Raw genomic sequence first — 23,909 nt, forward strand, 5'->3', positions numbered from 1 at the left:
CTTACTTAACGGCTGCGACGATGGCTGTCGCGGCTTCGGCCATGGTGTCGGCAGAGATGATCGGCAGACCGGATTCGGCCAGCATCTTCTTGCCCAGCTCGTCGTTGGTGCCCTTCATGCGCACAACCAGTGGCACAGACAGGTTCACGGCCTTGCAAGCGGTGATCACGCCGGTGGCGATGGTGTCGCACTTCATGATGCCGCCGAAGATGTTGACCAAAATGCCTTTGACATTCTTGTTGGCCAGCATGATCTTGAAGGCTTCTGTGACTTTCTCGGCCGTTGCGCCGCCGCCCACGTCCAGGAAGTTGGCAGGCTCACCGCCGAACAACTTGATGGTGTCCATGGTGGCCATGGCCAAGCCAGCGCCGTTGACCAAGCAACCAATGTTGCCGTCCAAGGAGATGTAGGCCAGATCGAACTTGGAAGCTTCGACTTCGGCTGGATCTTCTTCGTCCAGATCGCGGTAGGCCACGATTTCAGGGTGACGGAACAGGGCGTTGGCGTCGAAGTTGAACTTCGCATCCAAAGCCATCACGTTGCCCTTGCTGTCGCGGTTCAGCGGGTTGATTTCGACCAACGACGCGTCGGTTTCCATGTAGCACTGGTACAGCTTCTTGAAGATGTCCACTGCCTGTGCGGTGGAGTCTGCAGGCATGCCGATGGCGTCAGAGATCTTCTTGGCTTGGGCATCGCCCAGACCGGTCAGGGGATCGATGAACTCGGTGATGATTTTCTCGGGGGTGGAGTGAGCCACTTCCTCGATGTCCATGCCGCCTTCGCTGGAAGCGATGAAAGCAATCTTCTGAGTGGCGCGGTCGGTGACCACGGACACGTAATATTCTTTGTTGATGTCAGCGCCGTCTTCGATGTACAGGCGACGGACTTTTTGGCCTTCGGGGCCAGTCTGGTGGGTCTTGAGCTGCATGCCCAGGATCTCGCCAGAGATGCGCTTGACGTCTTCAATGGTTTTGGCCACCTTGACGCCGCCACCCTTGCCACGGCCACCTGCGTGGATCTGGGCCTTGACCACCCAAACCGGGCCGCCCAGTTTTTGAGCGGCTTCAACCGCCTCTTGAACGGTGAACGCCGGGATGCCACGGGGAACTGGCACACCGAATTGACGCAAGATTTCCTTGCCTTGGTACTCGTGAATCTTCATGAGGTCTTCTCTCAGAGGGGTGGAAATTCGACCGGTCCGCCGGGGCCCCTGTATCAAAGGGTGTACGCCAGCAGGCTCTGGACACTGCAGCCTTGGACTGTATCATGCTGCAATGCACCAATCCTGATCCTTGCGTCTTACATTGACTTGACGTTGGACGCAGGATTTTTTGAGAAAGTAATACCCATGGCCAAAATATTCATCGATGGCGAAGCTGGCACCACTGGTTTGCAGATTCGCGAGCGCTTGGCGCTGATGCCTCAGATCGAGGTGCTGAGCATCGACCCCGCCCGCCGCAAGGACCCCGAAGCCAAGCGCGAGCTGATGGCTGCTGCCGACTTGGTGGTGCTGTGCCTGCACGACGATGCCGCCATCGAGTCGGTGGCCATGATCGACAGCCTGCCCGGCCGCAAGCCGCGCATTGTGGACGCCTCGACCGCCCACCGCTGCCACCCTGATTGGGTGTTTGGTTTTCCTGAACTGGCAGCCGACCAGCTGAATGCTGTGCGCCAGGCCGAGCGCGTGGCCAACCCTGGTTGCTATGCCACGGGCGCCATTTCCATCTTGCGGCCGTTGGTCGATGCCGGTTTGATGCCGCTGGACTTTCCGGTCTGTTTGCCCTCTGTGAGTGGTTATTCCGGAGGCGGCAGAACCATGATCGAGGACTACGAGGCCGGCAAAGCCCCACTGTTTGAGGCCTATGCTTTGGGCCTCAAGCACAAACACATTCCTGAAATCATGCGCTACACCGGGCTGACCTGCCGCCCCTTGTTTGTGCCGGCCGTGGGCAATTTCCGCCAAGGCATGCTGGTTCAGTTGCCCCTGCACCTGGACAGCTTGCCAGGCAAACCGACGGCTGCTGCTGTGCACGAAGCTTTGCGCGCGCATTACGCCGCAAGCCAAGAGGCGGGTGGTTGGGTCAGTGTGCTGCCGGCTACGGCTGACGCCAAGCTGGACGCCACGGCGCTGAACGACACCAACAAGCTGGAAATCCGGGTGTTTGCCAACGAAGAAGCCCGTCATGCCGTGGTCATTGCCCGTTTGGACAACCTCGGCAAGGGTGCCAGCGGCGCGGCGGTGCAAAACATCCAATTGATGTTGGGTTTGTAATTCACCCGCAAACGACTTGCAGGGTTCGTCCTGCACCAATAGGCCCCAGCTTGTGAATGCAGGGGCCTTTCAAAGGCTCAGATGTCTTCGTCTGCGCCCTGCACGATTTTTCGCACGACCTCGGCTTGAAACCCGCGTGTCATTAAAAAGCGAATTTGCTTGGCCCGCTCATTCGGGTCGGCTGCAGGCCGGTCAAATTTTTTGCGCCAGACGGCCAGTGCGCGGCTGAACTCGGTCTCGCGCAACCCCTCCATCGCAGCGGTCACGGCTTCGCCCGACAGGCCTTTGGCGGCCAGCTCTTGCTTGACACGTGCTGCACCCAGCTTGCTCGAGCGGCGGTGCACGACCGACTCGATGGCTCGCCCGTCGTTGATGAAGTCCCGTGCTTGCAACTCGTCCAGTGCTTTGGCCAGCTCGCCGGGCACTTCTTCGTGCTGGGCCAGTTTGCGTTCCAGCTCAGTGCGCGAGTGTTCACGCTGGCTCAAAAGGCGCAGGGCGCGCCCCTTGAGCGAGGGTTGAAAGCCGGGCTTGTTCAAGTTGGGTCTCTTCGCAAAGGCCGCTTATTCGCCTTTGGGCTCGGCAATGGCCGATTCCAACAAGCGGATGCCCAGCGATTCGCGCACCTTGTTTTCGATTTCCCGGGCCAAGGCGGGGTTTTCGCGCAAAAACTCGCGGGCGTTGTCACGGCCTTGGCCGATTTTCTCGCCCTGGTAGGCGTACCAAGCGCCCGATTTGTCGACGATCTTGGCGGTCACGCCCATGTCGATGACCTCACCTTCTCGGCTGATGCCCTCGCCAAACAGGATGTCGAACTCGGCCGTCTTGAAGGGTGGCGCGACTTTGTTTTTGACCACTTTGACTTTGGTCTCGTTGCCGATCGCGTCGTCGCCCTTCTTGATGGTGCCGGTGCGGCGGATGTCGAGGCGCACCGAGGCGTAGAACTTGAGCGCGTTGCCGCCAGTGGTGGTTTCGGGGCTGCCGAACATGACGCCAATCTTCATGCGGATCTGGTTGATGAAGATGACGGTGCAGTTGGTCTTCTTGATGGTGGCGGTCAGCTTGCGCAGGGCCTGGCTCATCAAGCGTGCTTGCAGGCCTGGCAGGCTGTCGCCCATGTCGCCTTCAATTTCGGCCTTGGGGGTCAAGGCAGCCACCGAGTCGATGACGACCAAGTCGACCGCGCCGGAGCGCACCAGGCTGTCCACGATTTCCAGTGCTTGTTCGCCGGTGTCGGGTTGGCTGACCAGCAGGTCTTGCAGGTTGACGCCCAGGTTCTGGGCATATTGCACGTCGAGTGCGTGTTCTGCGTCCACAAAGGCGCAGGTGCCGCCCAGGCGTTGCATTTCGGAGATGACTTGCAGGGTGAGGGTGGTTTTGCCCGATGACTCCGGGCCGTAGATCTCGATCACGCGGCCACGGGGCAGACCGCCCACGCCCAGCGCGATGTCCAGGCCCAAAGAGCCGGTGGAGACGACCTGGATGTCGGCGATGGCTTCGCCTTCGCCCAGGCGCATGATGGTGCCTTTGCCGAATTGTTTTTCAATCTGGGCCAGGGCGGCTTGCAGGGCTTTGGACTTTTCGCTGTTGTCGTCGCTCATGGAAATCTCCTTGAATATCAATGGTTTGGGGCACCGAATTCAGCGGGAATGCGCTGTCGACTGGATGCTTGAACAGTACTGTAAACGAACTGTATAAACCTGTGAACACTATTTTTGGTCAGTTTGCCTTATCATTTATCCGATGAGCGAAACCCCTGAATCAACAGCCAGTGAACAGCCCGACTGGGCCGATGACCGCTGGCGTCAAACCCATTTAGGCCGTTTGCTGGGGCATGCCATGCGCCGCTTTGACGAACGTGTGCTCTACCTGATGGCGGGCAATGAGGGCGTGCCGCTGGCCTTGGCCAATCTGGCATCTCGCGACCAGATCAGCGCCGCACACGTTCACATCACGCGGCATCTGGCGCTGGAAGGCTCGCGCCTGACCGATCTGGCCCGTGCAGCAGGGATGAGCAAGCAGGCCATGGGGGATTTGGTGGACCAATGCACGGCCTGGGGTCTGGTGCAACGCGAGCCCGATGTGTCGGACGCCCGTGCGCGGCGCGTGGTGTTCACGCCCGTGGGGCTGGCCTGGCTGCAAGCCTTCAAGGATGCGGTGGCGCAAGCCGAGACCGAGTTCCGCGATGCGGTGGGCAAGGATGTGGCGACCGTGGTGGCTTTGGGTCTGGAGGCCTATGCGCACTGATGTTCAGGCAGAAGCCCCCACGCCAGACACTAGAATTGCAACACCTCGGTCATCAGCCCGGAACGAGCCGCACCCACCACAACAGGAGACAGACATGCGAATTCTGATAGCCGAAGACGACCAGGTGCTTGCCGATGGCTTGTTGCGCACCCTGCGCAGTGCGGGCGCAGCGGTGGACCATGTGGCCAGTGGCAGTGAGGCGGACGCGGCCTTGATGACCAACAACGAATTTGATCTGCTGATCCTCGATTTGGGCCTGCCCAAAATGCACGGCCTGGAAGTCCTCAAGCGTTTGCGCGCCAGAGGCTCCACCTTGCCGGTGCTGATCCTCACAGCGGCAGACAGCGTTGAAGAGCGCGTCAAGGGCTTGGACTACGGCGCCGACGATTACATGGCCAAACCCTTCAGCCTGCAAGAACTCGAAGCCCGCGTGCGCGCCCTCACACGGCACGGCATGGGCGGTGCCACCTCGCAAATCAAGCACGGTCCGCTGATCTATGACCAGTCCGGTCGCGTGGCCACCATCGACGGCAAGATGGTGGAGCTGTCAGCGCGTGAGCTGGGTCTGCTGGAAGTGCTGCTGCAGCGTGCGGGGCGTCTGGTCAGCAAAGACCAGTTGGTTGAACGCCTGTGCGAGTGGGGCGAAGAGGTCAGCAACAACGCGATCGAGGTGTACATCCATCGTCTGCGCAAAAAGATTGAAAAGGGCCCGATCCGCATCGCCACCGTCCGTGGCTTGGGCTACTGCCTCGAAAAAATCCCTGGCTGAGCGCCCGGTGATTTGACACGCGCCACGCCAGAGTCAAGGATGCCGCCGCCATGAAATCCCGCGGCTGGAGTGTGCGCATCTTCAAACGCGAACAACGTTCCTTGTTCGGGGAAATCCTCGACTGGATGCTCACGCCGTTGCTGTTGCTGTGGCCCATCAGTTTGGCCCTGACCTGGCTGGTGGCGCAAGGGTTGGCCAACAAGCCGTTTGACCGTGCATTGGTCTACAACGTGCAGGCCTTGGCTCAGCAGGTCAAGCTGGGGCCCGACAAACGTGTTCAGTTCAACCTGCCCCAGCCCGCCAGTGAATTGCTGCGCGCCGACGAGACCGATCTGGTTTATTACCAGGTGCGCGGAGGCCATCAAGAGCATTTGAGTGGTGAGCGCGATTTGCCCTTGCCGCCGGTGGACCAAGACAAAGGCAGCAGCTACGAGGTGCACATCCGCGATGACGAGATGCGTGGCTTCGAGGTGCGTGTGGCCTACACCTGGATCCGGCTGGATGCCGAGGGCAAGCACCCCGCCTTGGTGCAGGTGGCCGAGACGCGTGAAAAGCGTTCTGTGCTGGCGGCAGAGATCATCAAGGGCGTGATGCTGCCGCAGTTTGCTTTGTTGCCCTTGGCCGTGCTGTTGGTGTGGCTGGCGCTGGTGCGCGGCATCAAGCCTTTGTCGGAGCTGGAAGAGCGTATCCGTGCGCGCAAACCCGATGATTTGAGCCCGCTCGATGACAAAGCGGTGCCCATGGAGGTGGCCCCGTTGGTGGTGTCGGTGAACGACTTGCTGGAACGCCTGAAAGACTCGATCGTCACGCAAAAGCGTTTTTTGGCCGATGCGGCGCACCAACTCAAAACCCCTTTGGCGGGCTTGCGCATGCAGGCCGATCTGGCGCAGCGTTCGGGCTCCAGCGAAGATGAGTTGAAAAAATCCTTGAAACAAATTGGCCGGGCCAGTGTGCAGGCCACCCACACGGTGAACCAGTTGTTGTCACTGGCTCGCGCAGAAGGTGGCGGCACGCATGTCGCGCAGCAAAGTTGCGACATGGTGTTGCTGGCCAGCGAAGTCATACAAGACTGCCTGCCGCGCGCGATGGACAAAGGCTTGGATCTGGGCTACGAAGGGGTGGATGCGGGCACACCGGGTGCACAGGTGCAAGGCAACCCGACTTTGCTGAAAGAAATGCTGCGCAACCTGGTCGAAAACGCCGTTCACTACACCCCTAGCACGCCGGAACATCCGGGGGTGGTCACGGTGCGCGTTCTGGTGGACCCGTACAGCAAAGCGCTGGTGATGCAGGTGGAGGACAACGGCCCGGGCATTCCTTTGGCTGAGCGCGATCTGGTGTTTCAGCCGTTTTACCGGGCGCTGGGCACCAACGTCGATGGCTCGGGTTTGGGCTTGCCCATCGTCAAGGAAATCGCGCAGCAACACGGGGCCTCGGTCACGGTCGATGCCGCGCACCCGAGCCACACCCCGCCAGGGGCTTGCTTCACGCTGCGGTTCAACGCGTTCGCTTGAGCGCAAGCCTTGCCAGGCCCTTGGTGGGAGGCTGCCCCTGCGGCCGAATGTCTGACGTGGCTCTGGCCGCCTTAAGCGGGCCTGCCCATGTTCAGCTGCAAGCGCTCACGCTCGATCACGCGGGCCACGGCGGGCTCTGCCGCCACTTTTTGCACAAAGGCCCACAGCTCGGGGTGTTCTTCGGGCGTGATGCCAGCAATCGTGCCCCAGCGTGTCAAGGTCAGGCTGTAGGCGTCCAACGGGCCGAAGCGTTCACCGCTCAACCAAGGCTGGCCCTTGGCAGCAGCGGCCTTCACCAGTGCCTGCAATTCGCCCAGCATGCCGCGGAACAGCTGGGTGTTGTAAGGCTTGAGGGCCGCTTGCACTTCGGGCTGGTCCGAGAACTTTTGCGGCATGAAGATGTGCGTGAAGGTCGGGTGCACCGTGTTGTTCATCCATGCCAAAGTCGAGATGGCTTGTGCGCGGGCCAAGGCCTCTGTGGGCAAGAAGCCCATCTGCGGGAACAGCTGGTCCAGATGCAAGACGATGGCGACGATTTGCGTGACGGGTTGGCCGTTGTTCACAAGTACCGGCACCTGGCCGCGTGGGTTGATGGCTTTGTAGTCGTCGCTGTTTTGTTCGCCTTTGTGCAGCTTGACCATGCTGGGCTCAAACTCGGCACCGCTCATCTCCAGCAGCACATGGGGCACAAAAGAACAGGCGCCGGGGGCAAAGTAAAGTTTCAGGCTCATCGGTCAAGTCTCCAAAAGGGTTAAGGGTTTGTGGCTTTGAGGGCTGCGGCAGCCGTTTCAGCGGCCATGCGCTCTGCGGCAGCGGCAGGTGTTTCGATTTTCAACGCTTCAGGGCGAATTTGGTTCCCCAAGCGTTCAGGCTCGCGTGCCGTATTCGGGCCCCAACCCCAGCGGGCGAAAGCGTCCCATTGCCAAGCCAGCGTGGCCGCATGGAGGATCAGCAAAAGAGCCATGAACCAACGCATCATTGGGATTTGTCCTCAACAGGAAAAGGGCGCACGCTGACTTCAGCGCTGTGGATCTCTTGCAGGCCTGTGTCGGTTTGCAGACGCAAAGCGCCGTTGGGGCTGACGCCCAGTGCCAGACCGATTTGGCCATCGCTGGTGTGCACGTGCCGGCCCTTGAGGACGTCGCGCGACTCAAACCGGGTTTGCAGCGGGGCGAAGCCTTCGCGCTCAAATGCCAGCAGCGTTTGTATCAAAGGCATGGCCACGCGTGCCAGGCAGGCGGGTGCGGTCAAGTCAGGCAACATCTCAGTGAGGGCTGCTGGCGCTGTGTTGAGGCCATCTGAAGGCCGTGGACGGATGTTCAGGCCCACCCCCACCACCACCTGGCTGCGCCCGCCCATGCTGGCCGCTTCGACCAGCATGCCGCCAAGCTTGCGGTCTTGAAACCACAAATCGTTGGGCCACTTCAGGCCCACCTCGGGGTGCAGGCTCTCGGCCAGGCTCAGGCCGACGGCCAACGACAGGCCGGACCAGTCTTTGGGCTTGAGGGGCAAGCTGAGGGAGAAAGTGAGCGAGTCGCCCGGTTGGCTTTGCCAGACGCGGCCCATGCGGCCACGCCCTGCAGTTTGACGCTCGGCCACCAGCAACGTGGGCTCGAGCTGGCCTGCGCGCGCTCGGCGCATGAGCTCGCTGTTGCTCGAATCGATCTCGGGCAGCACCTCGACCGTGAAATCGGGCAGCAGGGGGTAAATCTGCTCCCAAATCGCTTCAGCAGGCCAAGGGGTGCGCGTGATCATGGTGTGGCGTTGGTTGTGCGTGCTTGTTGGCTGAGTGCGTGTTTTGTGGGAGCGAGTCCCCCCGCTCGCGAAGGTCGGCGCTTCGACAAGGCCTGTACAGATTCACCCGCATTCGGCCGCAGGGGCGGCCTCCTACAGGGTCAACGCTGCAGGCCAATATGCGTCAGCCTTTTTTGGCGACCGCCTTTTTGGTTTGGGTCTTTTTCTCAGGTTTCGTTGCCTTTTTGGCCTTCTCCGCCTTTTCCACCTTCGCGGGTTTGACCGCCTTTTCCGCTTTCACTGGCTTGACCGCCTTGGGGGCTTTGCCTTTGCTTTTGGCTTTGACGTCGTCTTTTGCCTTCGGCTTGTCTTTGGATTTGGCCTTGGCTTTTTTCTGGCCAGGTGTTTTGGGCGTGTCCTTGCGCTCTTTGGGCGACAGCAGGGTGCCACGGCAATTGGCGCTGCCGCACCAGCAAGGGTATTCGGCCTTGAGCTTCTTGGTGTAAGGCTCGTCGATGATCAGGCCGTAGTCGTAGTTCAGCTCTTCACCGGCCAAGATGTTGCGGATGGCCTTGATGAAAATGCGGTCGTTTTCTTCGTCGGCTTCGCAGTTGGGGTTGCAGCTGTGGTTGATCCAGCGCGAAGAGTTGCCGCCGTGCAGCGCATCGATCACCCGGTCTTCGTTCACATGGAAGTAGAAGGTGTGGTTCGGGTCATTCGGGTCGTGTGGGTGGCGGTCTTGCGCCTCGTCCCAGCTGATGACCTCGCCCACGTACTCAATCAGGGTCTCGCCTTCGGCCAAGTCTTGCAGGGCAAACACGCCCTTGCCGTGCACGCCGGAGCGGCGAACCTGGATGCGTTTGCCGGATGCGCTCGGCTTGGAGCGGCTGGGGGAAGAAACAGGGGTTTTGGCCACGGCGTTAAAAATTTGTTATGGTGAATTCATGTGGGCGTGCGCGTGAGCGCGTGCCCGGGCGCGTGCGCACACGCGAGACAACGGATTGTAATGACATGAAGACATTGGTAATTGCAGAGAAGCCTTCGGTGGCTCAAGACATCGTCAAAGCCTTGACGCCGACTTCCGGCAAGTTCGAGAAACACGACGACCATTTTGAGAATGAGCAATACGTCGTGACCAGCGCCGTGGGCCATCTGGTGGAGATCCAGGCGCCTGAGCAGTACGACGTGAAACGCGGCAAGTGGAGCTTTGCCAACCTGCCCGTGATCCCGCCGCACTTTGACCTGAAGCCGGTGGACAAAACCAAGAGCCGCTTGAGTGCCGTGGTGAGGCAAGCCAAGCGCAAAGACGTGAACGCCCTCATCAACGCCTGTGACGCGGGCCGCGAGGGGGAGTTGATCTTCCGCCTGATCGAACAATATGCCGGTGGCACCAAGACCCTGGACAAGCCCGTACAACGCCTGTGGCTGCAGTCCATGACGCCACAAGCCATCCGCGATGGCTTTGACAACCTGCGCAGCAACACCCAGATGCAGGGCCTGGCCGACGCCGCCCGCAGCCGCTCTGAAGCCGATTGGCTGGTGGGCATCAACGGCACCCGCGCCATGACCGCATTCAACTCGCGTGATGGTGGCTTCTTCTTGACCACTGTGGGCCGGGTGCAAACGCCCACGCTGGCTGTGGTGGTGGAGCGCGAAGAGCAGATCCGCAAATTCGTGAGCCGCGACTATTGGGAAATCCACGCCGAGTTCGCCGCCGCTGCGGGCACCTACCCCGGCAAGTGGTTCGACCCGAAGTGGAAGAAAGAAGAAGACGCCGAAAAGAAAGCCGACCGCCAATGGACCGCTGCCGAGGCACAAGCCATCGTGGATGCCGTGCGCGGCAAAACCGCCAGCGTGACCGAAGAGGCCACACCCACCACACAAGCCAGCCCCGGTTTGTTTGACCTGACCAGTTTGCAGCGCGAGGCCAACGGCAAGTTCGGCTTCTCGGCCAAGACCACGTTGGCGCTGGCCCAAAGCCTGTACGAGCGCCACAAGGCCCTGACCTACCCACGTACCGACTCGCGCCACCTGCCCGAAGACTATGTGCCCGTGGCCAAGCAAACCTTCGAAATGCTGGCCGACAGCGGCATGCGCCACCTGGCCCCGCACGCCCTGACGGCACTGAACAACAACTACGTGCGCAAGATCCCTCGTGTGTTCGACAACAAAAAGGTGTCGGACCACTTCGCCATCATCCCCACGCTGCAAGCGCCCAGCGGCCTGTCTGAGGCCGAGCAAAAACTCTATGACCTGGTGGTGCGCCGCTTCATGGCGGTGTTCTTCCCGAGCGCCGAATACCAGGTGACCACACGCATCAGCGTGGCCGCTGGTCACAGCTTCAAGACCGTCGGCAAGGTGCTGGTCAAGCCGGGTTGGCTCGCCATTTACGGCAAAGAAGCCGCAGAAGAAGTGGAAGACGCCAAAGATGGCGACAAAGGCCAAAACCTGGTGCCGGTGCAGCCGGGCGAACAAGTGGGTGTCGAATCGGTCGAAGCCAAAGGCCTGAAGACACGCCCTCCGGCACGCTACTCAGAAGCTACGCTGCTGGGTGCCATGGAAGGCGCAGGCAAGATGGTGGACGACGACGAACTGCGCGAGGCCATGCAGGAAAAAGGCCTGGGCACGCCAGCCACCCGCGCCGCCATCATCGAAGGCCTGATCAACGAGAAATACATGCTGCGCGAAGGCCGCGAAATGATCCCGACGGCCAAGGCCTTCCAGCTCATGACGCTGTTGCGCGGCCTGCAGGTCGAAGAACTCTCCAAACCCGAGCTGACCGGCGAGTGGGAATACAAGCTGGCCCAGATGGAGCAAGGCAAATTGAGCCGCGCCACCTTCATGGCCGAGATCGCGGCCATGACCGAGCACATCGTCAAGAAAGCCAAAGAGTACGACCGCGACACTGTGCCCGGTGACTACGCAACGCTGACCACGCCTTGCCCCAACTGCGGCGGTGTGGTCAAAGAAAACTACCGCAGGTACACCTGCACCGGGGCCCATGGCGCTGCTGAGGGTTGCGGCTTCTCGTTTGGCAAATCGCCGGCCGGGCGCACCTTTGAGCCAGCCGAAGTCGAGCAATTCATGCGCGACAAGAAGATTGGCCCGCTGGACGGCTTCCGCTCCAAAGCTGGTTGGCCTTTCGTGGCCGAGATGGCGCTCAAGTACAACGAAGAAGAAAAGAACTGGAAGCTCGAATTCGATTTTGGTGACGACAAGAAAAACGAAGACAGCGGCGAGATCGTCGAATTCACCGATGAATCACTGGGCGTGTGCCCCAAGTGCGGCAGCGCGGTGCACGAGCACGGCAGCAACTACGTGTGCAGCAAAGCCGTGCCCACGCACGAGCAGCCCACGCCCAGCTGCGACTTCAAGACCGGCAAGGTCATCTTGCAGCAGCCGGTGGAGCGGGAACAAGTCGTCAAATTGTTGGCCACTGGCAAGACCGATCTGCTCGACAAATTTGTGAGCAACCGCACGCGCCGCAGCTTCAAGGCCATGCTGGCCTGGAACCCCGAAGAGGGCAAAGTGGCATTTGAGTTTGAACAGCGCGAAGGCGGCAAGAAATACCCACCGCGCAAAACAGCCGCCAAGAAGACCCCCTTCGGCAAGCCTGCCGCCAAGAAAGCCGCCGTCAAAACGCCAGCTGCCAAAAAAGTGGCCAAAACCGCTGCACCCAAGGCGCCGCGCAAAGCCGCAGTCGGCACTTTGAAGCCCAGCGCCGCCTTGGCCGCCGTGATTGGCGATGGCACTTATGCCCGCACCGAGGTGGTCAAAAAAATCTGGGACTACATCAAGGCCAATAACTTGCAAAATCCGGCGGACAAGCGCTCCATCACCGCCGATGGCAAGTTGCAAGCCGTGTTTGGCAAAGACCAAGCCACCATGTTCGAGCTGGCAGGGATCATTGGCAAGCACCTGAGCTGATCGTCTTCTGAGGTGAGGTGTTGAACGCCACGCGGGTCGTGGCGTTTTCTTTGGTGCAAGGCCTGGTCGTCCTGTCGTGTCAATGACGGCATAGATCTTTCGGTCAATGAAAATTGACCGTCTGATGGATTCACGGTTCTTTCTGGTTTTTGCAGACTCTAGGTGTCTTTCAACTGCAAAAACCAAGGACTTTCCATGACTGCACGACTTGTCAAAATTGCTTCAACGACCGTAGCCCTTGTGCTGGCGGCTTCCAGTTTCGCAGCCTTTGCCCAAGGCGCAGGTGCAGGTGCAGGCGCAGGCGCAGGTCCGGGTGCCGCAGGCGGCGCAGGCCCTGGTTCGGGAGCAGGCCCCGCTACCGGCTTGGGTGCCAAGACGGAGCAATTTGTCGAGCGACAAAAAGAATCCATCTACCACCAGACGCAAATCCGCACGCAAGAAAAAAACCTGTCCGCCATAAGGGACCAGATCAAGGCGCAAGAAAAGCTGCTCAAACAAACGCGTGACCAGATCCAACGACAAGACCAGCTGCTGGTTCGTACGCGCAGTCAGATCCAGGACCACGCGCAAGACAAGCCCGAATTGCTGGACGCATTGCGCAAGCAAGAGCAAACCCAGGAGCGGCTGTTGACGCACTTGAAAACCCAAGAGCAGAGCCTGACCCAGGTTCGCGATCAGCTCAAGACCGAAGAACAAGAGCAAACCCGGTTGCGCGAGCAGCTTAAAAAGCGGTGACTATTTTTCGCGCAACAGGATCTTAACGGGCAAGGCCACCAGCAGCGGCTTCAGCGCCGCCCAAGCCGCCTCGGGCGTGGCCCGCGCATCGACTTCGACAGGGGCATCTCCCGTGGCCTTCACCTCGGGCCATTGCGCAGCAGGCGTTTGCAAGGGCGTCATGGCCTGATGGAGCAGGCCCTGCACCACGGTGGCCGTGGCGAGGGTGCGCAACTCGGGTTTGTAAATTTTGCCGACGTTGGTCACGGGCATGCGTTCAAGGATGGTGATGCTCTTGGGTTTAGCGGGGGCTTCGTCCACACGCTCGGCGGTGAAGGCCAGCAGCTCGGCTTCGCTCACCTGTGCGCCTGCCTTGAGCGTGGCAAACGCCACGGGCAACTCACCCGCATAGGCATCGGGGGCACCCACGGCAGCGCACAACTCCACGGCGGGGTGCGACCCCAAGGCGTCTTCGATCACTTTGGGGTCGATGTTGTGGCCCCCACGGATGATCAAATCCTTGGCGCGACCCGACAAATTGAGGCGGCCTTGTTCGTCGATGAAGCCCACATCGCCCGTGATGAGCCAGCCGTCTGGCGTGAAGCTGCGTGCAGTTTCTGCCGCATCCAGATAGCCTGAAAACAGATTCGGTCCTTGGTAAAGCACCATGCCTTTTTCGCCCGCAGGCAGGTCTACGCTGGTGACTTGGTCATCGCTGTTCAAGGCCGCGATGCGCACCTTGGCATGCGGCAGTGGCCAGCCCACACAGCCTGCAGGTGCGCTCAGGCCCGGTGGTGCCACGGTGCTCAGGCCGGCCGTCTCGGTCATGCCCAGGCTTTCGTTGATCTGCAAGCCAAAAGTCTGCTCAAAGCGCTGCGCCAGCTCGGGCGGCAGTGGCGCAGCCCCGGTGCGCACCGCACGCATGCGAGCAATGTCTGCCCCGTTCAGTGGCACACCCGCCAATGCCGCCAGCACCGTCGGCACGCCCGACATGAGCGTGCAGCCGTGGTGCTCGACCAGACGCCAGTAGTTTTGCACCACCTCGCGGTTGCGAAACAGCGCATCTGTCGGAATGATCACATGCATGCCGATGGCCAGAGAACACAGCGCGCCAGGCAGCACGCCGGCGACATGGAACAGTGGGTAGCCGTTGATCGTGACATCGTTGGCGCGAAAGCCCTGCATGCTGGCGTTGGCGCAGGCAGTGAAAACTTGTGCGCCGTGGCTGTGCCTTGCCAGTTTGGGCGCACCGGTGGTGCCGCCAGTGTGGAAGTAAGCAGCGATGTCGCTCGGCTGAAAGACCCGCTCGCTCAGCAGTTGGTCACTGACTTGTTGCTGGCGCAGGGCATGAAAGTCCTGTGTGCCGTGCGGCAGATCGGGTGCCAAGGGTGCACCCTCCGGGTGAACCAGCAACACGGTTTTCAAGTCGGGCAATTGGGCTTGCAGTCGCAGCGCTTTTTCACGCAGGTGGCTGTCATCGTCTACGCCGTGGGCGATCAGCACTTTGGCTTGGCTGGCGCGCAGCAGAGACAGCAGTTTGTCTTCGCTCAACAAAGGGTTGAGCGGTTGCACAATGCCCGCCGCCTCGCCCCCCCACAAGGCCAGGTGGTAGGCCAGTCCGCCGGGCAGCAAGATGGCCACCACGTCTTGTGGGCCCAGGTGCAGGCTGTGCAGCAAATTGGCCGTCTGGTGAATACCTTGCAGCAAGCTTCGATAGGACCAGGTGGTTGCGGGGCCGCCGGGCGCACCTGTGTGTAAAAACGTGAGCGCGGGCTGCTCTGCGTGGGCCTCGGCACTGGCGCGAATCAGGTCGTAAGTGCTGGGCCAGGGTATGGCTTGGTTCAGTGGAGTGGCCTCGATGCGGTGAATGTCAGCGAGGGATTGAACGGGAGATGAAACGGTCAGGTGCATGCGCGATGGTAGCCAGAGGCTGGCCCGTGCTTTGTCACACAAGTGGCAAAGCACGGGCGTTTTCAAACCGCCAGTGTCATCAGGCTGGCGTTGCCCCCCGCAGCGGCCGTGTTGGTGCTGATGCTGCGCTCGCTCACCAGGCGTTCCAGTGGCACGGCGGTGTCCCCCGTGTGCAGGGCCGTGAGCGTGACGATGGCCCCCGGGCGCTGGGCCAGTTGTGTTTGCCAGTGCAGCGTGGTGGCGGCGTCGCCGTGCAGCAGGGCCGCATCCACCGGCTGGCCATGGCGGGGGTCTTCAAGCGTTACCTGGCTTTGCACGGCTGCAGGCAGTTGTGCATGTTGCGCTTGTGCGCTCAGGGGCCACACCGCGCGACTGCCCACGGCCAGCACGGCGGCCAATTGGGTCAGGCGGTCGGCATCAGCGCAGGCTTGATCGCCCGTCAGGCACAGGACCCGCGCACGGGCTTGCACGCGGTACACGTTGCGCTCGCCCGTGGGACCGCTCAGGGTGGCTTGCAGACCCGCCGGGCTGGCCGCTGCAAACTGCGCACAGGCATGCGCCAATGGCAAACGGGCCTGCGCCACCGCCCAGTCGTGCAGGGCTTGCAGCGCAAGGGGGGGCTGGGGCAGCGCGGCCGCGCCACTGGCTTGCACGCTGCGCAAGGCGGCGTTTTGCGGGCAACGTGCCAACAATCGCAAAAGGTACAGCGGCCCACCCGCCTTGGGGCCGGTGCCTGACAAGCCTTCGCCACCAAAAGGCTGCACGCCCACCACCGCGCCCACCATGTTGCGGTTCACGTAGACATTGCCCGCATGGCTGTGGTCAATGACTTGCGTGATGGTTTCTTCGATGCGCGAATGCACGCCCAGCGTGAGCGCATAGCCGGTGTCGTGGATGGCTTGCAGCAACGCGGGCAGTTCACGGCGGGCATAACGCACGATGTGCAGCACTGGGCCGAAGACCTCGCGCTGCAGTTGTGAAATGCGGTCGATCTCGATCAAGGTGGGCTGCACATAAGTGCCCTCTGGCAAAGTGTCCAATGCGTTGGCACTGATGCGGTGCACGGTACAACCCGCTTGCTGCATGGCATTCACATGCGCTTCGATGCCAGCGCGTGCCCGTTCGTCGATCACCGGGCCAATGTCCACCGACAGATTTGCCGGTGTGCCCAGCGTGTTTTCAGCCATCGCGCCTTGCAGCATCTCGATCAGGCGGTCTGCCACATCGTCCTGCACACAGAGCACGCGCAGGGCCGAGCAGCGCTGGCCTGCGGCTTCAAAGGCCGAGGCCACGGCGTCGGTGACGACCTGTTCCAGCAAGGCCGACGAGTCGACCACCATGCAGTTTTGCCCGCCGGTCTCGGCGATCAGCGGCACGGGCTGGCCGTGCGCGTTCAGGCGTTCGGCCAGCGCGGCTTGCAGCACGCGGGCGGTCTCGGTGGAGCCGGTGAACATCACGCCTTGCACGCGGGCATCGCCTACCAGTTGCATGCCCACTTCGCGGCCCTGGCCCGGCAGCAGTTGTACAGCGGCCCGGGGCACGCCGGCTTGCCACAAGGCTTGCACGGCCAGCGCGGCGATGGCAGGCGTTGACTCGGCGGGCTTGGCCAGCACCGGGTTGCCTGCGGCCAGTGCGGCGGCGACCTGTCCCACAAAAATCGCCAGCGGAAAGTTCCACGGGCTGATGCAGACCACCGGGCCCAGTGGCGTGTGGGTGCTGGGGTCAAAGTCGCGGCGTACCTGTGCGGCGTAGTAGCGCAAAAAGTCCACCGCCTCGCGCAGCTCGGCCACGGCGTGGCCCCAGGTCTTGCCCGCTTCGCGCACCAGCAGCGCCATCACGTGGGGTGCATCGGCCTGCAGCAGATCGGCCGCGTGCGCCAGCAGCGCGGCGCGTTGTGCGGGCGGCGTGGCGGCCCAGGCGGGGGCGGCTTCGCTAGCGGCTTGCAGGGCAGCCTCTACATCGGCCGCGCTGGCGCAGTGCACCGTGCCCAGCACATCGCTGTGGTCGGCAGGGTTGCGCAGGGTGATGCGTTCAGCGCCTGCAAAAGGGGTGGCCAGCAATGGCGTGACCCACACGGCTTGCACCTGCGCTTGCATGTCAGCGGCCAGCTGGCGCAGTGTAGGTTCGTGGGCCAAGTCAGGGCCATGCGAGTTGCGGCGGGCTGCGCCATACAGCTGAGCGGGCTGCGCAATTTGCGGGTGCGGCTGGCCGGAGGGGCTGTCTTCGCGCTGGGCGTCTTCTTCGGTGCGCGTCACCGGGTCTTGCACCAGATCGCTGATGGACACGCTGGCGTCGGCCATGCGGTTCACAAACGAGCTGTTGGCCCCGTTTTCGAGCAGACGGCGCACCAGGTAAGCCAGCAGCGTTTCGTGTGTGCCCACGGGGGCGTAGATGCGGCACGGCCGCTGCAGCGGACCCACCACCTGCCGGTACAGCGGCTCGCCCATGCCGTGCAGGCATTGGAACTCGTATTGGCCCGGCGCATAGTCGCCGTGCATGTCCTGAGCCATGTTCACAATGGCCGCCAGCGTGTGCGCGTTGTGGGTGGCGAATTGCGGGTAAACCGCATCGGGCGCGGCCAGCAGCTTTTGGGCGCAGGCCAGGTAAGACACATCCGTGTGGTGTTTGCGCGTGTAGACCGGGTAGTCGCTTTGCCCGTCCAGCTGGGCGCGTTTGACCTCGCTGTCCCAATAAGCACCTTTGACCAAACGCACCATCAAGCGGTGGCCTGTGCGGCGTGCCAAGTCCACCACAAAATCGATCACCAAGGGGCAGCGCTTTTGGTAGGCCTGGATCACAAAGCCGATGCCGTGCCAGCCCTGCAGGCTGGGGGCCAGGCACAGGGCTTCGAGCAGGTCGAGCGAGATGTCCAGGCGGTCCACCTCTTCGGCGTCGATGTTGAGGCCAATGTCGTAGTGCATCGCCAATTCGGTGAGCTTCAACACACGCGGAAACAGTTCATCCATCACGCGCTGGTGCTGGGCGCGGCTGTAGCGCGGGTGCAGGGCCGACAGCTTGATCGAGATGCCGGGGCCGTCCACCACGCCTTGGCCCTTGGATGCCTTGCCAATCGCGTGGATGGCGTTTTCATAGGCCTGCATGTAACGCTGCGCGTCGGCTTCGGTCAGCGCCGCTTCGCCCAGCATGTCATACGAATAGCGAAAGCCTTGCGCCTCCATGGCGCGGGCGCGGTGCAGGGCCTCGTCAATCGTCTCGCCGGTGACGAACTGCTCGCCCAGCATCTGCATGGCCAGTTGCACACCCTGGCGGATCAGCGGCTCGCCACTTTTGCCGATCAGCCGGGTCAGCGATGCCAGCAGCGCACCCTCGCTGTGCGTGGCCACCAGCTTGCCTGTGAGCAGCAGGCCCCAGGACGCAGCGTTCACAAACAACGACGGGCTGCGGCCCACATGCTGGTGCCAGTCGCCCTGGCCAATCTTGTCGCGGATCAGCGCGTCGCGCGTGGCCGCATCGGGGATGCGCAGCAGCGCCTCGGCCAGGCACATCAGGGCCACGCCTTCTTCGCTGGACAGCGCGTAGGTCTGCATCAGGCTTTGCACGCGGCCGGCACGACCGCTCAATGGACTGCCGGCGCGGCCGCGTTGGCCTTCGCGCATGCCCCTCACCAGTTGGCGGGCCAGCGCGTCGGTGCGTTCGGCTTGGGGGCCGCTCATGCGCGCGGCGGCCAGCAAGGGGGCCAGGGCCTGCGCTTCAGGCAAGCGGGTGGCGCGGGCGATGGCTTCGCGCAGGGCGCTGCGCTCGGGCAAGGGGCCGCCGGGGCTGAAGTGGGTGCCTCTGGGCATCAGTTGAAAGAAAGTCGTAGGAGCGTTCATGACGGAGGCCTTGCGGGTTGACATGAATCGCCATCATCCGGATTGATGGCCGAATATTTCACCAAAATACAGTCACATTGATGAATAATCTGTAGCATGAGCACCGAATCCCCAGACATTGATCGCATCGACCGCCGCATCCTCGACCTGCTGCAGCGCGACGGTCGCATCAGCAACTTGAAGCTGGCCGAAAGCGTGGCCCTGTCACCCACGGCGGTGTTGGCGCGGGTGCAGCGCCTCACACGCGAAGGCTTCATCCTGGGTTACGAGGCGCGCTTGAACCCGCTGAAGCTGGGCGCGGGGATGATGGTGTTTGTGGAAATCCTGCTCGACCGCACCACCCCCAATGTGTTCGATCAGTTCAAGGCGGCGGTGCAGGTGCGCCCTGAGATCATGGAGTGCCACATGGTGGCAGGTGGCTTTGACTACCTGCTCAAGACACGCGCCGCCGACATGAACGCTTACCGCGAATTTGCAGGCACGGTGCTGTGGCAGCTGCCCGGCGTGCGCGAGACACGCACCTATGCGGTCATGGAAGAAGTCAAAAACACGACGGCACTGGCGCTGTGAGCATGACCACCCCCAGCTTGATTGTGGTGTTTGACGCGCAGTGCTTGCTGTGCAACGGGTGGGTGAAGTTTTTACTCAGGCACGACCAGCGCGGTGTTTTCCGTTTCGCCGCTATTCAGAGCCGTACAGGCCAAGCCTTGCTGCAGCAAGCGGGCTTGCAGGTCGAGGGTCTTCAAACCTTGCTGTTGGTGGATGGCCCCACCCGTTGGCAACACACGGCTGCCATCTTGCGCATCCTGCACCATCTGGGTTGGCCTTGGCGTGCTGCTTGGCTGGGCTGGTTGGTACCTGCCGTGCTGCGCGATGCGCTGTACCGCTGGGTGGCTCGACACCGTTACCGGGTTTTTGGGCGGACAGAAACTTGCATGGTCCCACCGTCCGATGTGGCAGCCCGATTTCTGGATTGACCGCAGTCGCTCAGGCCGCGAATCCATAGGCCAATGCCTGACACTGCGCGGCCACGGTGGTCATGTCAGGCCGTTCACTGGGCACAGGCGACAGGCAGTTCTGCGCCAGCGCATGGAGCGCGGTGCTGGCTGGCGCTGGCGTGTGATCTGCCAGCTCTTCCAGCAAACAACCCATGGCCCGCACTTCCAGTGCAAGCCAGCGGTGGCGCGGGGTCGTGCTGTCCATGGGCAGGCGCGTGGCCGCACCAAAATCACCCAGCCTGGCTTGGCCGTGCATGGGATCGATCAGGATGTTGTGCGCATACAAGTCACCATGCATCACACCACGCTGGTGCAAGTGCGCCACTGCATGGGCGACATCGCGGGCGATGTTCAGTGCCAGAGGTGCAGGCAAGCGCAAGCCGCTCGGGTACACATCGCGCGTGCAGCTCTGCAAGCTGGGTGGCCCCGCCAGGTTGATGTGCCCCGGCGGGATCAGCGGCATCAACAAACCTTGGGCGTGTTCAGGGTGGTTCACCAGCCGGGCGACGGGTGTGGTCAGGCCCGGATGTTCACCCGCCGCCAGGCAAGCGGCCAGTTCGTCTTCGGGCAGGCCATCGCTGGTCACTTCACCCTTGAACAGCTTGAGCGCCAGCGGTTGCGGCCAGTCCGATGCTTGTACGCGGTAGATGAGACCCGAAGCGCCCTCGCCCAACAAGGGACCTTGTGTGAGCGTGTGCCACGGCACAGCTGGTAATTCAGATTCTGTCGCCCAAGACCCCGCCATGGTGTTGCCTGCCAGCGCCAACCAAGACAGGCGTGGCAACTGGGTCAGCCAGTCGGGTACACGCGCTAGGCGGTTGGCCGAGATACGCAGCAACTCCAGTCTTTGTGCCATTTGCAAGCCATCGGGCAAAGCCGTGAGCCGGTTGCCCGCCAGCATCAGCTTTTGCAATGCCGGGCGCTGGCCCAGTTCAGTGGGCAAGTGGTCGATGGCGTTGTCGGTCAAGGTCAGCCAGCGCAATGCCGGTGGCAAAGCGGCGGCAGGCACCAGGGTGATGCGGTTGGCCTTGAAGCCGACCATTTGCAAGCTTGGGCAAGCACCGAGCACTTCGGGCAATACCTCGAAGTCGTTGTCAGAGGCGAACAAGACCTGCAGCTTGTGCAGGCGGCTCAGTTGGTGAGGCAATTCGCGCAGCCGGTTGCCGCTCAGGTTGAGCACTTCCAGCGTGTCGGCCAACGCGAAAACTTCTTCCGGCAGTTCGGTCAGACCGCAAGACAGGTCCAGACGGCGCGTGCCCGCCAGAGCGCCGCTGCGCAGTTGTTCAAGGGTGTGCATGGGTGCTCAGCGGTAAGTCGCCAAGTGGATGTTGGTCTCGGTGCTGCGGATGCCGCTGATCAGCCGCACGCGTTCCAGTACATCGGACAGCTCTTTCATTGACGAGGCCTCGATTTCGGCCAGCAAATCCCAGCGGCCATTGGTGTCGTGCAGGGCCACCACGCCGGGCTCGCCCAGCAAGCTGGCGATCACCTGTCGGGTGGTGTTTCCCTCGATCAGCACGCCCATCCAGGCCTTGATGCGTTCGGGCTCGGCATCGGGGCGCAGCTTGATGGTGTAGCCCACGATGACCTGGCTGTCTTCGAGCTTGCGCAGGCGGTTGTTCACTGTGCCCCGCGACACGCCCAGCTTGTGCGCGAGGTCTGCAATGTTCATGCGGGCGTTTTGCCTAAGCAGGCTAATCAGGTGCTGGTCGATGTCATCCATGGTGCAAATTGTCATTCATTTATGTCATTTCGACAATTAAATGCATAAAACAGCATATTTTTGCTGATTTACATTGCCACATGGCTCCCAGAAACTTCCGGCATCGACACACAAGGTCTAAAGGACCGAAGAAGCCTGCACATGAGCCACAACCACAACACCTCTGAATACGACCTCAACGTTCGCCGTCAAGTCGTCCCCTCGGCCACCATGCCCCTGTACCTGAGTGCCCCCGACGCCGTGGCCTTGGTGCGCCGCAAGGGTCTTAAAAACTGCATCGCGGGCATTGCCGACAACATCCGCGCCGACTTTTTGCGCTGGCCAGACTTTGACAAATCGGCCCGCGTGGCCAACCACTCCAAAGACGGCGTGATCGAGTTGATGCCGATCTCGGACGACACCGCCTACAGCTTCAAGTACGTCAATGGTCACCCCAAAAACACCGCCATTGGCCTGTCCACAGTGATGGCCTTTGGCGTGCTGGCCGATGTGGCCACGGGCGCCCCCACGCTGGTGAGCGAGCTGACGCTGACCACGGCGATGCGCACCGCCGCCACCTCGGCTTTGGCCGCCAAGACCTTGGCACGCCCGGACAGCCGGGTGATGGCGCTGATTGGCAACGGCGCGCAAAGCGAGTTCCAGGCCATCGCCTTCCAGCACCTGGTGGGCATCGACACGGTGCGGCTGTTCGACATTGACCCGCAAGCCACAGCCAAACTGGTGGCTAACTTGAGCGGCAGCGGCCTGTCGCTGCAGGTCTGCACCAGCGCCGCAGAGGCCGTGCAAGGCGCCGACATCGTGACCACCGTCACGGCGGACAAGGCCTGCGCCACCATCGTCACGGCCGACATGCTGGCCCCGGGCATGCACATCAACGCCGTGGGCGGCGACTGCCCGGGCAAGACCGAGCTGGCGGCGCGTGTGCTGCAAGCGGCCAAGGTGTTTGTCGAGTTCACACCCCAAACCCGCATCGAAGGCGACATCCAGCAAATGCCCGCCGACTTTGCCGTGACCGAGTTGTGGGAAGTTTTGAACGGCAGCCGGACAGGCCGCGAGAGCGATGCGCAAATCACCGTGTTCGACTCGGTGGGCTTTGCGCTGGAAGACTTTTCGGCCCTGCGCTTCATGCACGACGCGGCGCTGGCGCTGGGTTACGGCGAGCGCCTGGCGCTGATCCCGCAAATGACCGATCCGAAAAACCTGTTTGGCACCTTGCTCGATGGCCAGGCCAACGCCGCCCCCATCCACTTGCAGCCTCAAGCTGTTGCCATGGCCTGAGGTCTTGGCGCCAACCCGATGTGCGCCGATGCCGCTGTCAGGCTTTGCCCCGCGCGGCAATCGCGTCGGTCAGGCACCTGGCCAGATAAGCCGCTGCAGGCGTGAGCGGCACTTCGGGTGGAGACAACAACACCAGTTCGATGTCGGGCGGGCGCATGCTGCGCAGCGACAACTCCACCAGGCCATGCCCCTCGGGCTGGGCTAGCAAGGGGGCGGGCATCACGCTCATGGCATCGGTTTGCCGAATCAAGGCCATGGCGGCCATCGCGTCGCAGCGCGTGATCTGCTGGGGTGGTGACACGCCCGCCTGTGCAAACATGGCCAGCAAGCCGTCGTCCAGTCCTTGAGAAAAAGGCCCGGGCATGACCCACTCCAGCGCGGCCAGCTTGGCCGCAGTGGGCTGGCGCAGCACCGGGTGCCCGGCGCGCACCACCAGTTTTTGCTGGTCTTTGTGCAAGCGGGTGCATTGAAATTCTTGGGGCGTGACATCGCCGCTGTCGGCCACGATGGCAAAGTCCACCGTGCCATCGCGCAAGCCCGGCAACACACGGGCCACCAGGCCTTCGATCAGGCGCAACTCGATGCGCGGGTAACGTTTGCGAAACCACAAAAATGCCTCGCCCAGCACGGTGAGCATCAGGTACGGCGTGAGCGCCACACGCACCGTGCCGGCCTCGTCGCCCTGGGCTTGCTGCAACTCGTCTTGTGCCAGCGCCAGTTGGCGCATCACCAGCAGTGCCCGGGCGTGCAAGCGTAGGCCTGCCTCGGTTAGCCCCACCCCACGCGATTTGCGCACCAGCAGGGCCACCCCTGCCTCCTCTTCCAGTTGGCGCAAGGACTTGGTCAGGGCCGCCTGGGTCAGGTGCAGTTCTCGGGCAGCGGCGCGGATGCTGCCGTGCTCGACGGCGCCCACCAGGGCTTGGAGTTGGTGCAGTTTCATGCTGCAGCAGTGTAAATCAGTGACAACAAAAAGTTGTCATGAAGAAAATTGA

The 23,909-nt window shown here is 62.1% G+C and carries 21 protein-coding genes; 9 read left to right on the plus strand and 12 right to left on the minus strand.

Translation table 11 applies throughout. The annotated features are described in order from the left end of the window. Nucleotide 1 precedes the first annotated feature (1 nt). Nucleotides 2-1,162 (minus strand): ADP-forming succinate--CoA ligase subunit beta, encoded by a 1,161-nt coding sequence (sucC, locus tag B9Z37_RS07260; protein WP_108312308.1) that lies wholly within the window; start codon nt 1,160-1,162, stop codon nt 2-4. A gap of 186 nt (nt 1,163-1,348) precedes the next feature. On the opposite strand from sucC, the gene argC reads away from it, so the two are divergent. Then, nucleotides 1,349-2,272 (plus strand): N-acetyl-gamma-glutamyl-phosphate reductase, encoded by a 924-nt coding sequence (argC, locus tag B9Z37_RS07265; RefSeq protein WP_108312309.1) that lies wholly within the window; start codon nt 1,349-1,351, stop codon nt 2,270-2,272. Between the two features lie 77 nt (nt 2,273-2,349). On the opposite strand, the gene recX is transcribed toward argC, so the two are convergent. Then, complete coding sequence (recX, locus tag B9Z37_RS07270) at nt 2,350-2,808, minus strand: recombination regulator RecX (RefSeq protein ID WP_108312310.1); 459 nt, start codon at nt 2,806-2,808, stop codon at nt 2,350-2,352. Between the two features lie 24 nt (nt 2,809-2,832). Next, nucleotides 2,833-3,870 carry a recombinase RecA gene (recA, locus tag B9Z37_RS07275; protein WP_108312311.1) on the minus strand — a complete coding sequence of 346 codons (1,038 nt, stop codon included), beginning with the start codon at nt 3,868-3,870 and terminating at the stop codon, nt 2,833-2,835. 142 nt (nt 3,871-4,012) lie between these two features. On the opposite strand from recA, the gene B9Z37_RS07280 reads away from it, so the two are divergent. From B9Z37_RS07280 to B9Z37_RS07290, 3 genes are all read left to right on the plus strand, one after another. After that, the gene (locus B9Z37_RS07280; protein ID WP_108312312.1) at nt 4,013-4,516 is read left to right on the plus strand and encodes a MarR family winged helix-turn-helix transcriptional regulator; all 504 of its coding nucleotides are present in this window, start codon (nt 4,013-4,015) and stop codon (nt 4,514-4,516) included. 94 nt (nt 4,517-4,610) lie between these two features. Then, nucleotides 4,611-5,285 (plus strand): response regulator, encoded by a 675-nt coding sequence (locus B9Z37_RS07285; protein ID WP_108312313.1) that lies wholly within the window; start codon nt 4,611-4,613, stop codon nt 5,283-5,285. 50 nt (nt 5,286-5,335) lie between these two features. Continuing rightward, a complete protein-coding gene (locus B9Z37_RS07290; RefSeq protein ID WP_240606647.1) occupies nt 5,336-6,799 on the plus strand; it encodes a sensor histidine kinase in 1,464 nt (487 codons plus the stop codon). A 71-nt stretch (nt 6,800-6,870) separates the two neighbouring features. On the opposite strand, the gene B9Z37_RS07295 is transcribed toward B9Z37_RS07290, so the two are convergent. From B9Z37_RS07295 to B9Z37_RS07310, 4 genes are all read right to left on the minus strand, one after another. Further along, nucleotides 6,871-7,530 carry a glutathione S-transferase family protein gene (locus B9Z37_RS07295; protein WP_108312314.1) on the minus strand — a complete coding sequence of 220 codons (660 nt, stop codon included), beginning with the start codon at nt 7,528-7,530 and terminating at the stop codon, nt 6,871-6,873. 20 nt (nt 7,531-7,550) lie between these two features. Beyond that, nucleotides 7,551-7,763 carry a hypothetical protein gene (locus tag B9Z37_RS07300; RefSeq protein ID WP_167394340.1) on the minus strand — a complete coding sequence of 71 codons (213 nt, stop codon included), beginning with the start codon at nt 7,761-7,763 and terminating at the stop codon, nt 7,551-7,553. A gap of 11 nt (nt 7,764-7,774) precedes the next feature. Beyond that, nucleotides 7,775-8,554 (minus strand): biotin--[acetyl-CoA-carboxylase] ligase, encoded by a 780-nt coding sequence (locus tag B9Z37_RS07305; protein ID WP_108312316.1) that lies wholly within the window; start codon nt 8,552-8,554, stop codon nt 7,775-7,777. 163 nt (nt 8,555-8,717) lie between these two features. Beyond that, a complete protein-coding gene (locus B9Z37_RS07310; protein WP_108312317.1) occupies nt 8,718-9,449 on the minus strand; it encodes an SET domain-containing protein in 732 nt (243 codons plus the stop codon). A 95-nt stretch (nt 9,450-9,544) separates the two neighbouring features. Here B9Z37_RS07310 and B9Z37_RS07315 point away from each other — a divergent pair, with 95 nt between their 5' ends. Both B9Z37_RS07315 and B9Z37_RS07320 read left to right on the plus strand, forming a co-directional pair. After that, complete coding sequence (locus B9Z37_RS07315; RefSeq protein ID WP_108312318.1) at nt 9,545-12,460, plus strand: DNA topoisomerase III; 2,916 nt, start codon at nt 9,545-9,547, stop codon at nt 12,458-12,460. Between the two features lie 195 nt (nt 12,461-12,655). Then, nucleotides 12,656-13,195: a hypothetical protein gene (locus tag B9Z37_RS07320; protein ID WP_146179718.1), complete on the plus strand. Its 540-nt coding sequence runs from the start codon at nt 12,656-12,658 to the stop codon at nt 13,193-13,195. On the opposite strand, the gene B9Z37_RS07325 is transcribed toward B9Z37_RS07320, so the two are convergent. Beyond that, nucleotides 13,196-15,085, minus strand: coding sequence for an acyl-CoA synthetase (locus tag B9Z37_RS07325; protein WP_108312572.1), 1,890 nt, complete (start codon nt 15,083-15,085; stop codon nt 13,196-13,198). Nucleotides 15,086-15,147: 62 nt separating this feature from the next. Beyond that, nucleotides 15,148-18,918, minus strand: coding sequence for a trifunctional transcriptional regulator/proline dehydrogenase/L-glutamate gamma-semialdehyde dehydrogenase (gene putA, locus B9Z37_RS07330; protein WP_407067225.1), 3,771 nt, complete (start codon nt 18,916-18,918; stop codon nt 15,148-15,150). A 96-nt stretch (nt 18,919-19,014) separates the two neighbouring features. On the opposite strand from putA, the gene B9Z37_RS07335 reads away from it, so the two are divergent. Together B9Z37_RS07335 and B9Z37_RS07340 are read left to right on the plus strand one after the other, a co-directional pair. Further along, nucleotides 19,015-19,488, plus strand: coding sequence for an Lrp/AsnC ligand binding domain-containing protein (locus B9Z37_RS07335; RefSeq protein ID WP_108312321.1), 474 nt, complete (start codon nt 19,015-19,017; stop codon nt 19,486-19,488). Nucleotides 19,489-19,505: 17 nt separating this feature from the next. After that, nucleotides 19,506-19,895, plus strand: coding sequence for a thiol-disulfide oxidoreductase DCC family protein (locus tag B9Z37_RS07340; RefSeq protein ID WP_108312573.1), 390 nt, complete (start codon nt 19,506-19,508; stop codon nt 19,893-19,895). A 10-nt stretch (nt 19,896-19,905) separates the two neighbouring features. On the opposite strand, the gene B9Z37_RS07345 is transcribed toward B9Z37_RS07340, so the two are convergent. Together B9Z37_RS07345 and B9Z37_RS07350 are read right to left on the minus strand one after the other, a co-directional pair. After that, nucleotides 19,906-21,213, minus strand: coding sequence for a leucine-rich repeat-containing protein kinase family protein (locus tag B9Z37_RS07345; protein ID WP_108312322.1), 1,308 nt, complete (start codon nt 21,211-21,213; stop codon nt 19,906-19,908). Between the two features lie 6 nt (nt 21,214-21,219). Continuing rightward, the gene (locus B9Z37_RS07350; RefSeq protein WP_108312574.1) at nt 21,220-21,639 is read right to left on the minus strand and encodes an Lrp/AsnC family transcriptional regulator; all 420 of its coding nucleotides are present in this window, start codon (nt 21,637-21,639) and stop codon (nt 21,220-21,222) included. Nucleotides 21,640-21,849: 210 nt separating this feature from the next. On the opposite strand from B9Z37_RS07350, the gene B9Z37_RS07355 reads away from it, so the two are divergent. Then, entirely contained in the window at nt 21,850-22,917 is a 1,068-nt protein-coding gene (locus tag B9Z37_RS07355) for an ornithine cyclodeaminase (RefSeq protein ID WP_108312575.1), read from the plus strand. A gap of 37 nt (nt 22,918-22,954) precedes the next feature. Here the strand turns inward: B9Z37_RS07355 and B9Z37_RS07360 are convergent, their stop codons facing one another. After that, nucleotides 22,955-23,857 (minus strand): LysR substrate-binding domain-containing protein, encoded by a 903-nt coding sequence (locus B9Z37_RS07360; protein WP_108312323.1) that lies wholly within the window; start codon nt 23,855-23,857, stop codon nt 22,955-22,957. Nucleotides 23,858-23,909: the final 52 nt, after the last annotated feature.

This window comes from Limnohabitans parvus II-B4 (assembly GCF_003063455.1).
Lineage (GTDB): Bacteria > Pseudomonadota > Gammaproteobacteria > Burkholderiales > Burkholderiaceae_C > Limnohabitans_A > Limnohabitans_A parvus.

Bases quoted from the DNA above. Each gene is read 5' to 3' on its own strand.
- sucC (WP_108312308.1), bottom strand. From the start codon at position 1,162: ATGAAGATTCACGAGTACCAAGGCAAGGAAATCTTGCGTCAATTCGGT.
- argC (WP_108312309.1), top strand. From the start codon at position 1,349: ATGGCCAAAATATTCATCGATGGCGAAGCTGGCACCACTGGTTTGCAG.
- recA (WP_108312311.1), bottom strand. From the start codon at position 3,870: ATGAGCGACGACAACAGCGAAAAGTCCAAAGCCCTGCAAGCCGCCCTG.
- B9Z37_RS07280 (WP_108312312.1), top strand. From the start codon at position 4,013: ATGAGCGAAACCCCTGAATCAACAGCCAGTGAACAGCCCGACTGGGCC.
- B9Z37_RS07285 (WP_108312313.1), top strand. From the start codon at position 4,611: ATGCGAATTCTGATAGCCGAAGACGACCAGGTGCTTGCCGATGGCTTG.
- B9Z37_RS07290 (WP_240606647.1), top strand. From the start codon at position 5,336: ATGAAATCCCGCGGCTGGAGTGTGCGCATCTTCAAACGCGAACAACGT.
- B9Z37_RS07295 (WP_108312314.1), bottom strand. From the start codon at position 7,530: ATGAGCCTGAAACTTTACTTTGCCCCCGGCGCCTGTTCTTTTGTGCCC.
- B9Z37_RS07300 (WP_167394340.1), bottom strand. From the start codon at position 7,763: ATGGCTCTTTTGCTGATCCTCCATGCGGCCACGCTGGCTTGGCAATGG.
- B9Z37_RS07305 (WP_108312316.1), bottom strand. From the start codon at position 8,554: ATGATCACGCGCACCCCTTGGCCTGCTGAAGCGATTTGGGAGCAGATT.
- B9Z37_RS07315 (WP_108312318.1), top strand. From the start codon at position 9,545: ATGAAGACATTGGTAATTGCAGAGAAGCCTTCGGTGGCTCAAGACATC.
- B9Z37_RS07320 (WP_146179718.1), top strand. From the start codon at position 12,656: ATGACTGCACGACTTGTCAAAATTGCTTCAACGACCGTAGCCCTTGTG.
- B9Z37_RS07325 (WP_108312572.1), bottom strand. From the start codon at position 15,085: ATGCACCTGACCGTTTCATCTCCCGTTCAATCCCTCGCTGACATTCAC.
- putA (WP_407067225.1), bottom strand. From the start codon at position 18,918: ATGAACGCTCCTACGACTTTCTTTCAACTGATGCCCAGAGGCACCCAC.
- B9Z37_RS07335 (WP_108312321.1), top strand. From the start codon at position 19,015: ATGAGCACCGAATCCCCAGACATTGATCGCATCGACCGCCGCATCCTC.
- B9Z37_RS07345 (WP_108312322.1), bottom strand. From the start codon at position 21,213: ATGCACACCCTTGAACAACTGCGCAGCGGCGCTCTGGCGGGCACGCGC.
- B9Z37_RS07350 (WP_108312574.1), bottom strand. From the start codon at position 21,639: ATGGATGACATCGACCAGCACCTGATTAGCCTGCTTAGGCAAAACGCC.
- B9Z37_RS07355 (WP_108312575.1), top strand. From the start codon at position 21,850: ATGCCCCTGTACCTGAGTGCCCCCGACGCCGTGGCCTTGGTGCGCCGC.
- B9Z37_RS07360 (WP_108312323.1), bottom strand. From the start codon at position 23,857: ATGAAACTGCACCAACTCCAAGCCCTGGTGGGCGCCGTCGAGCACGGC.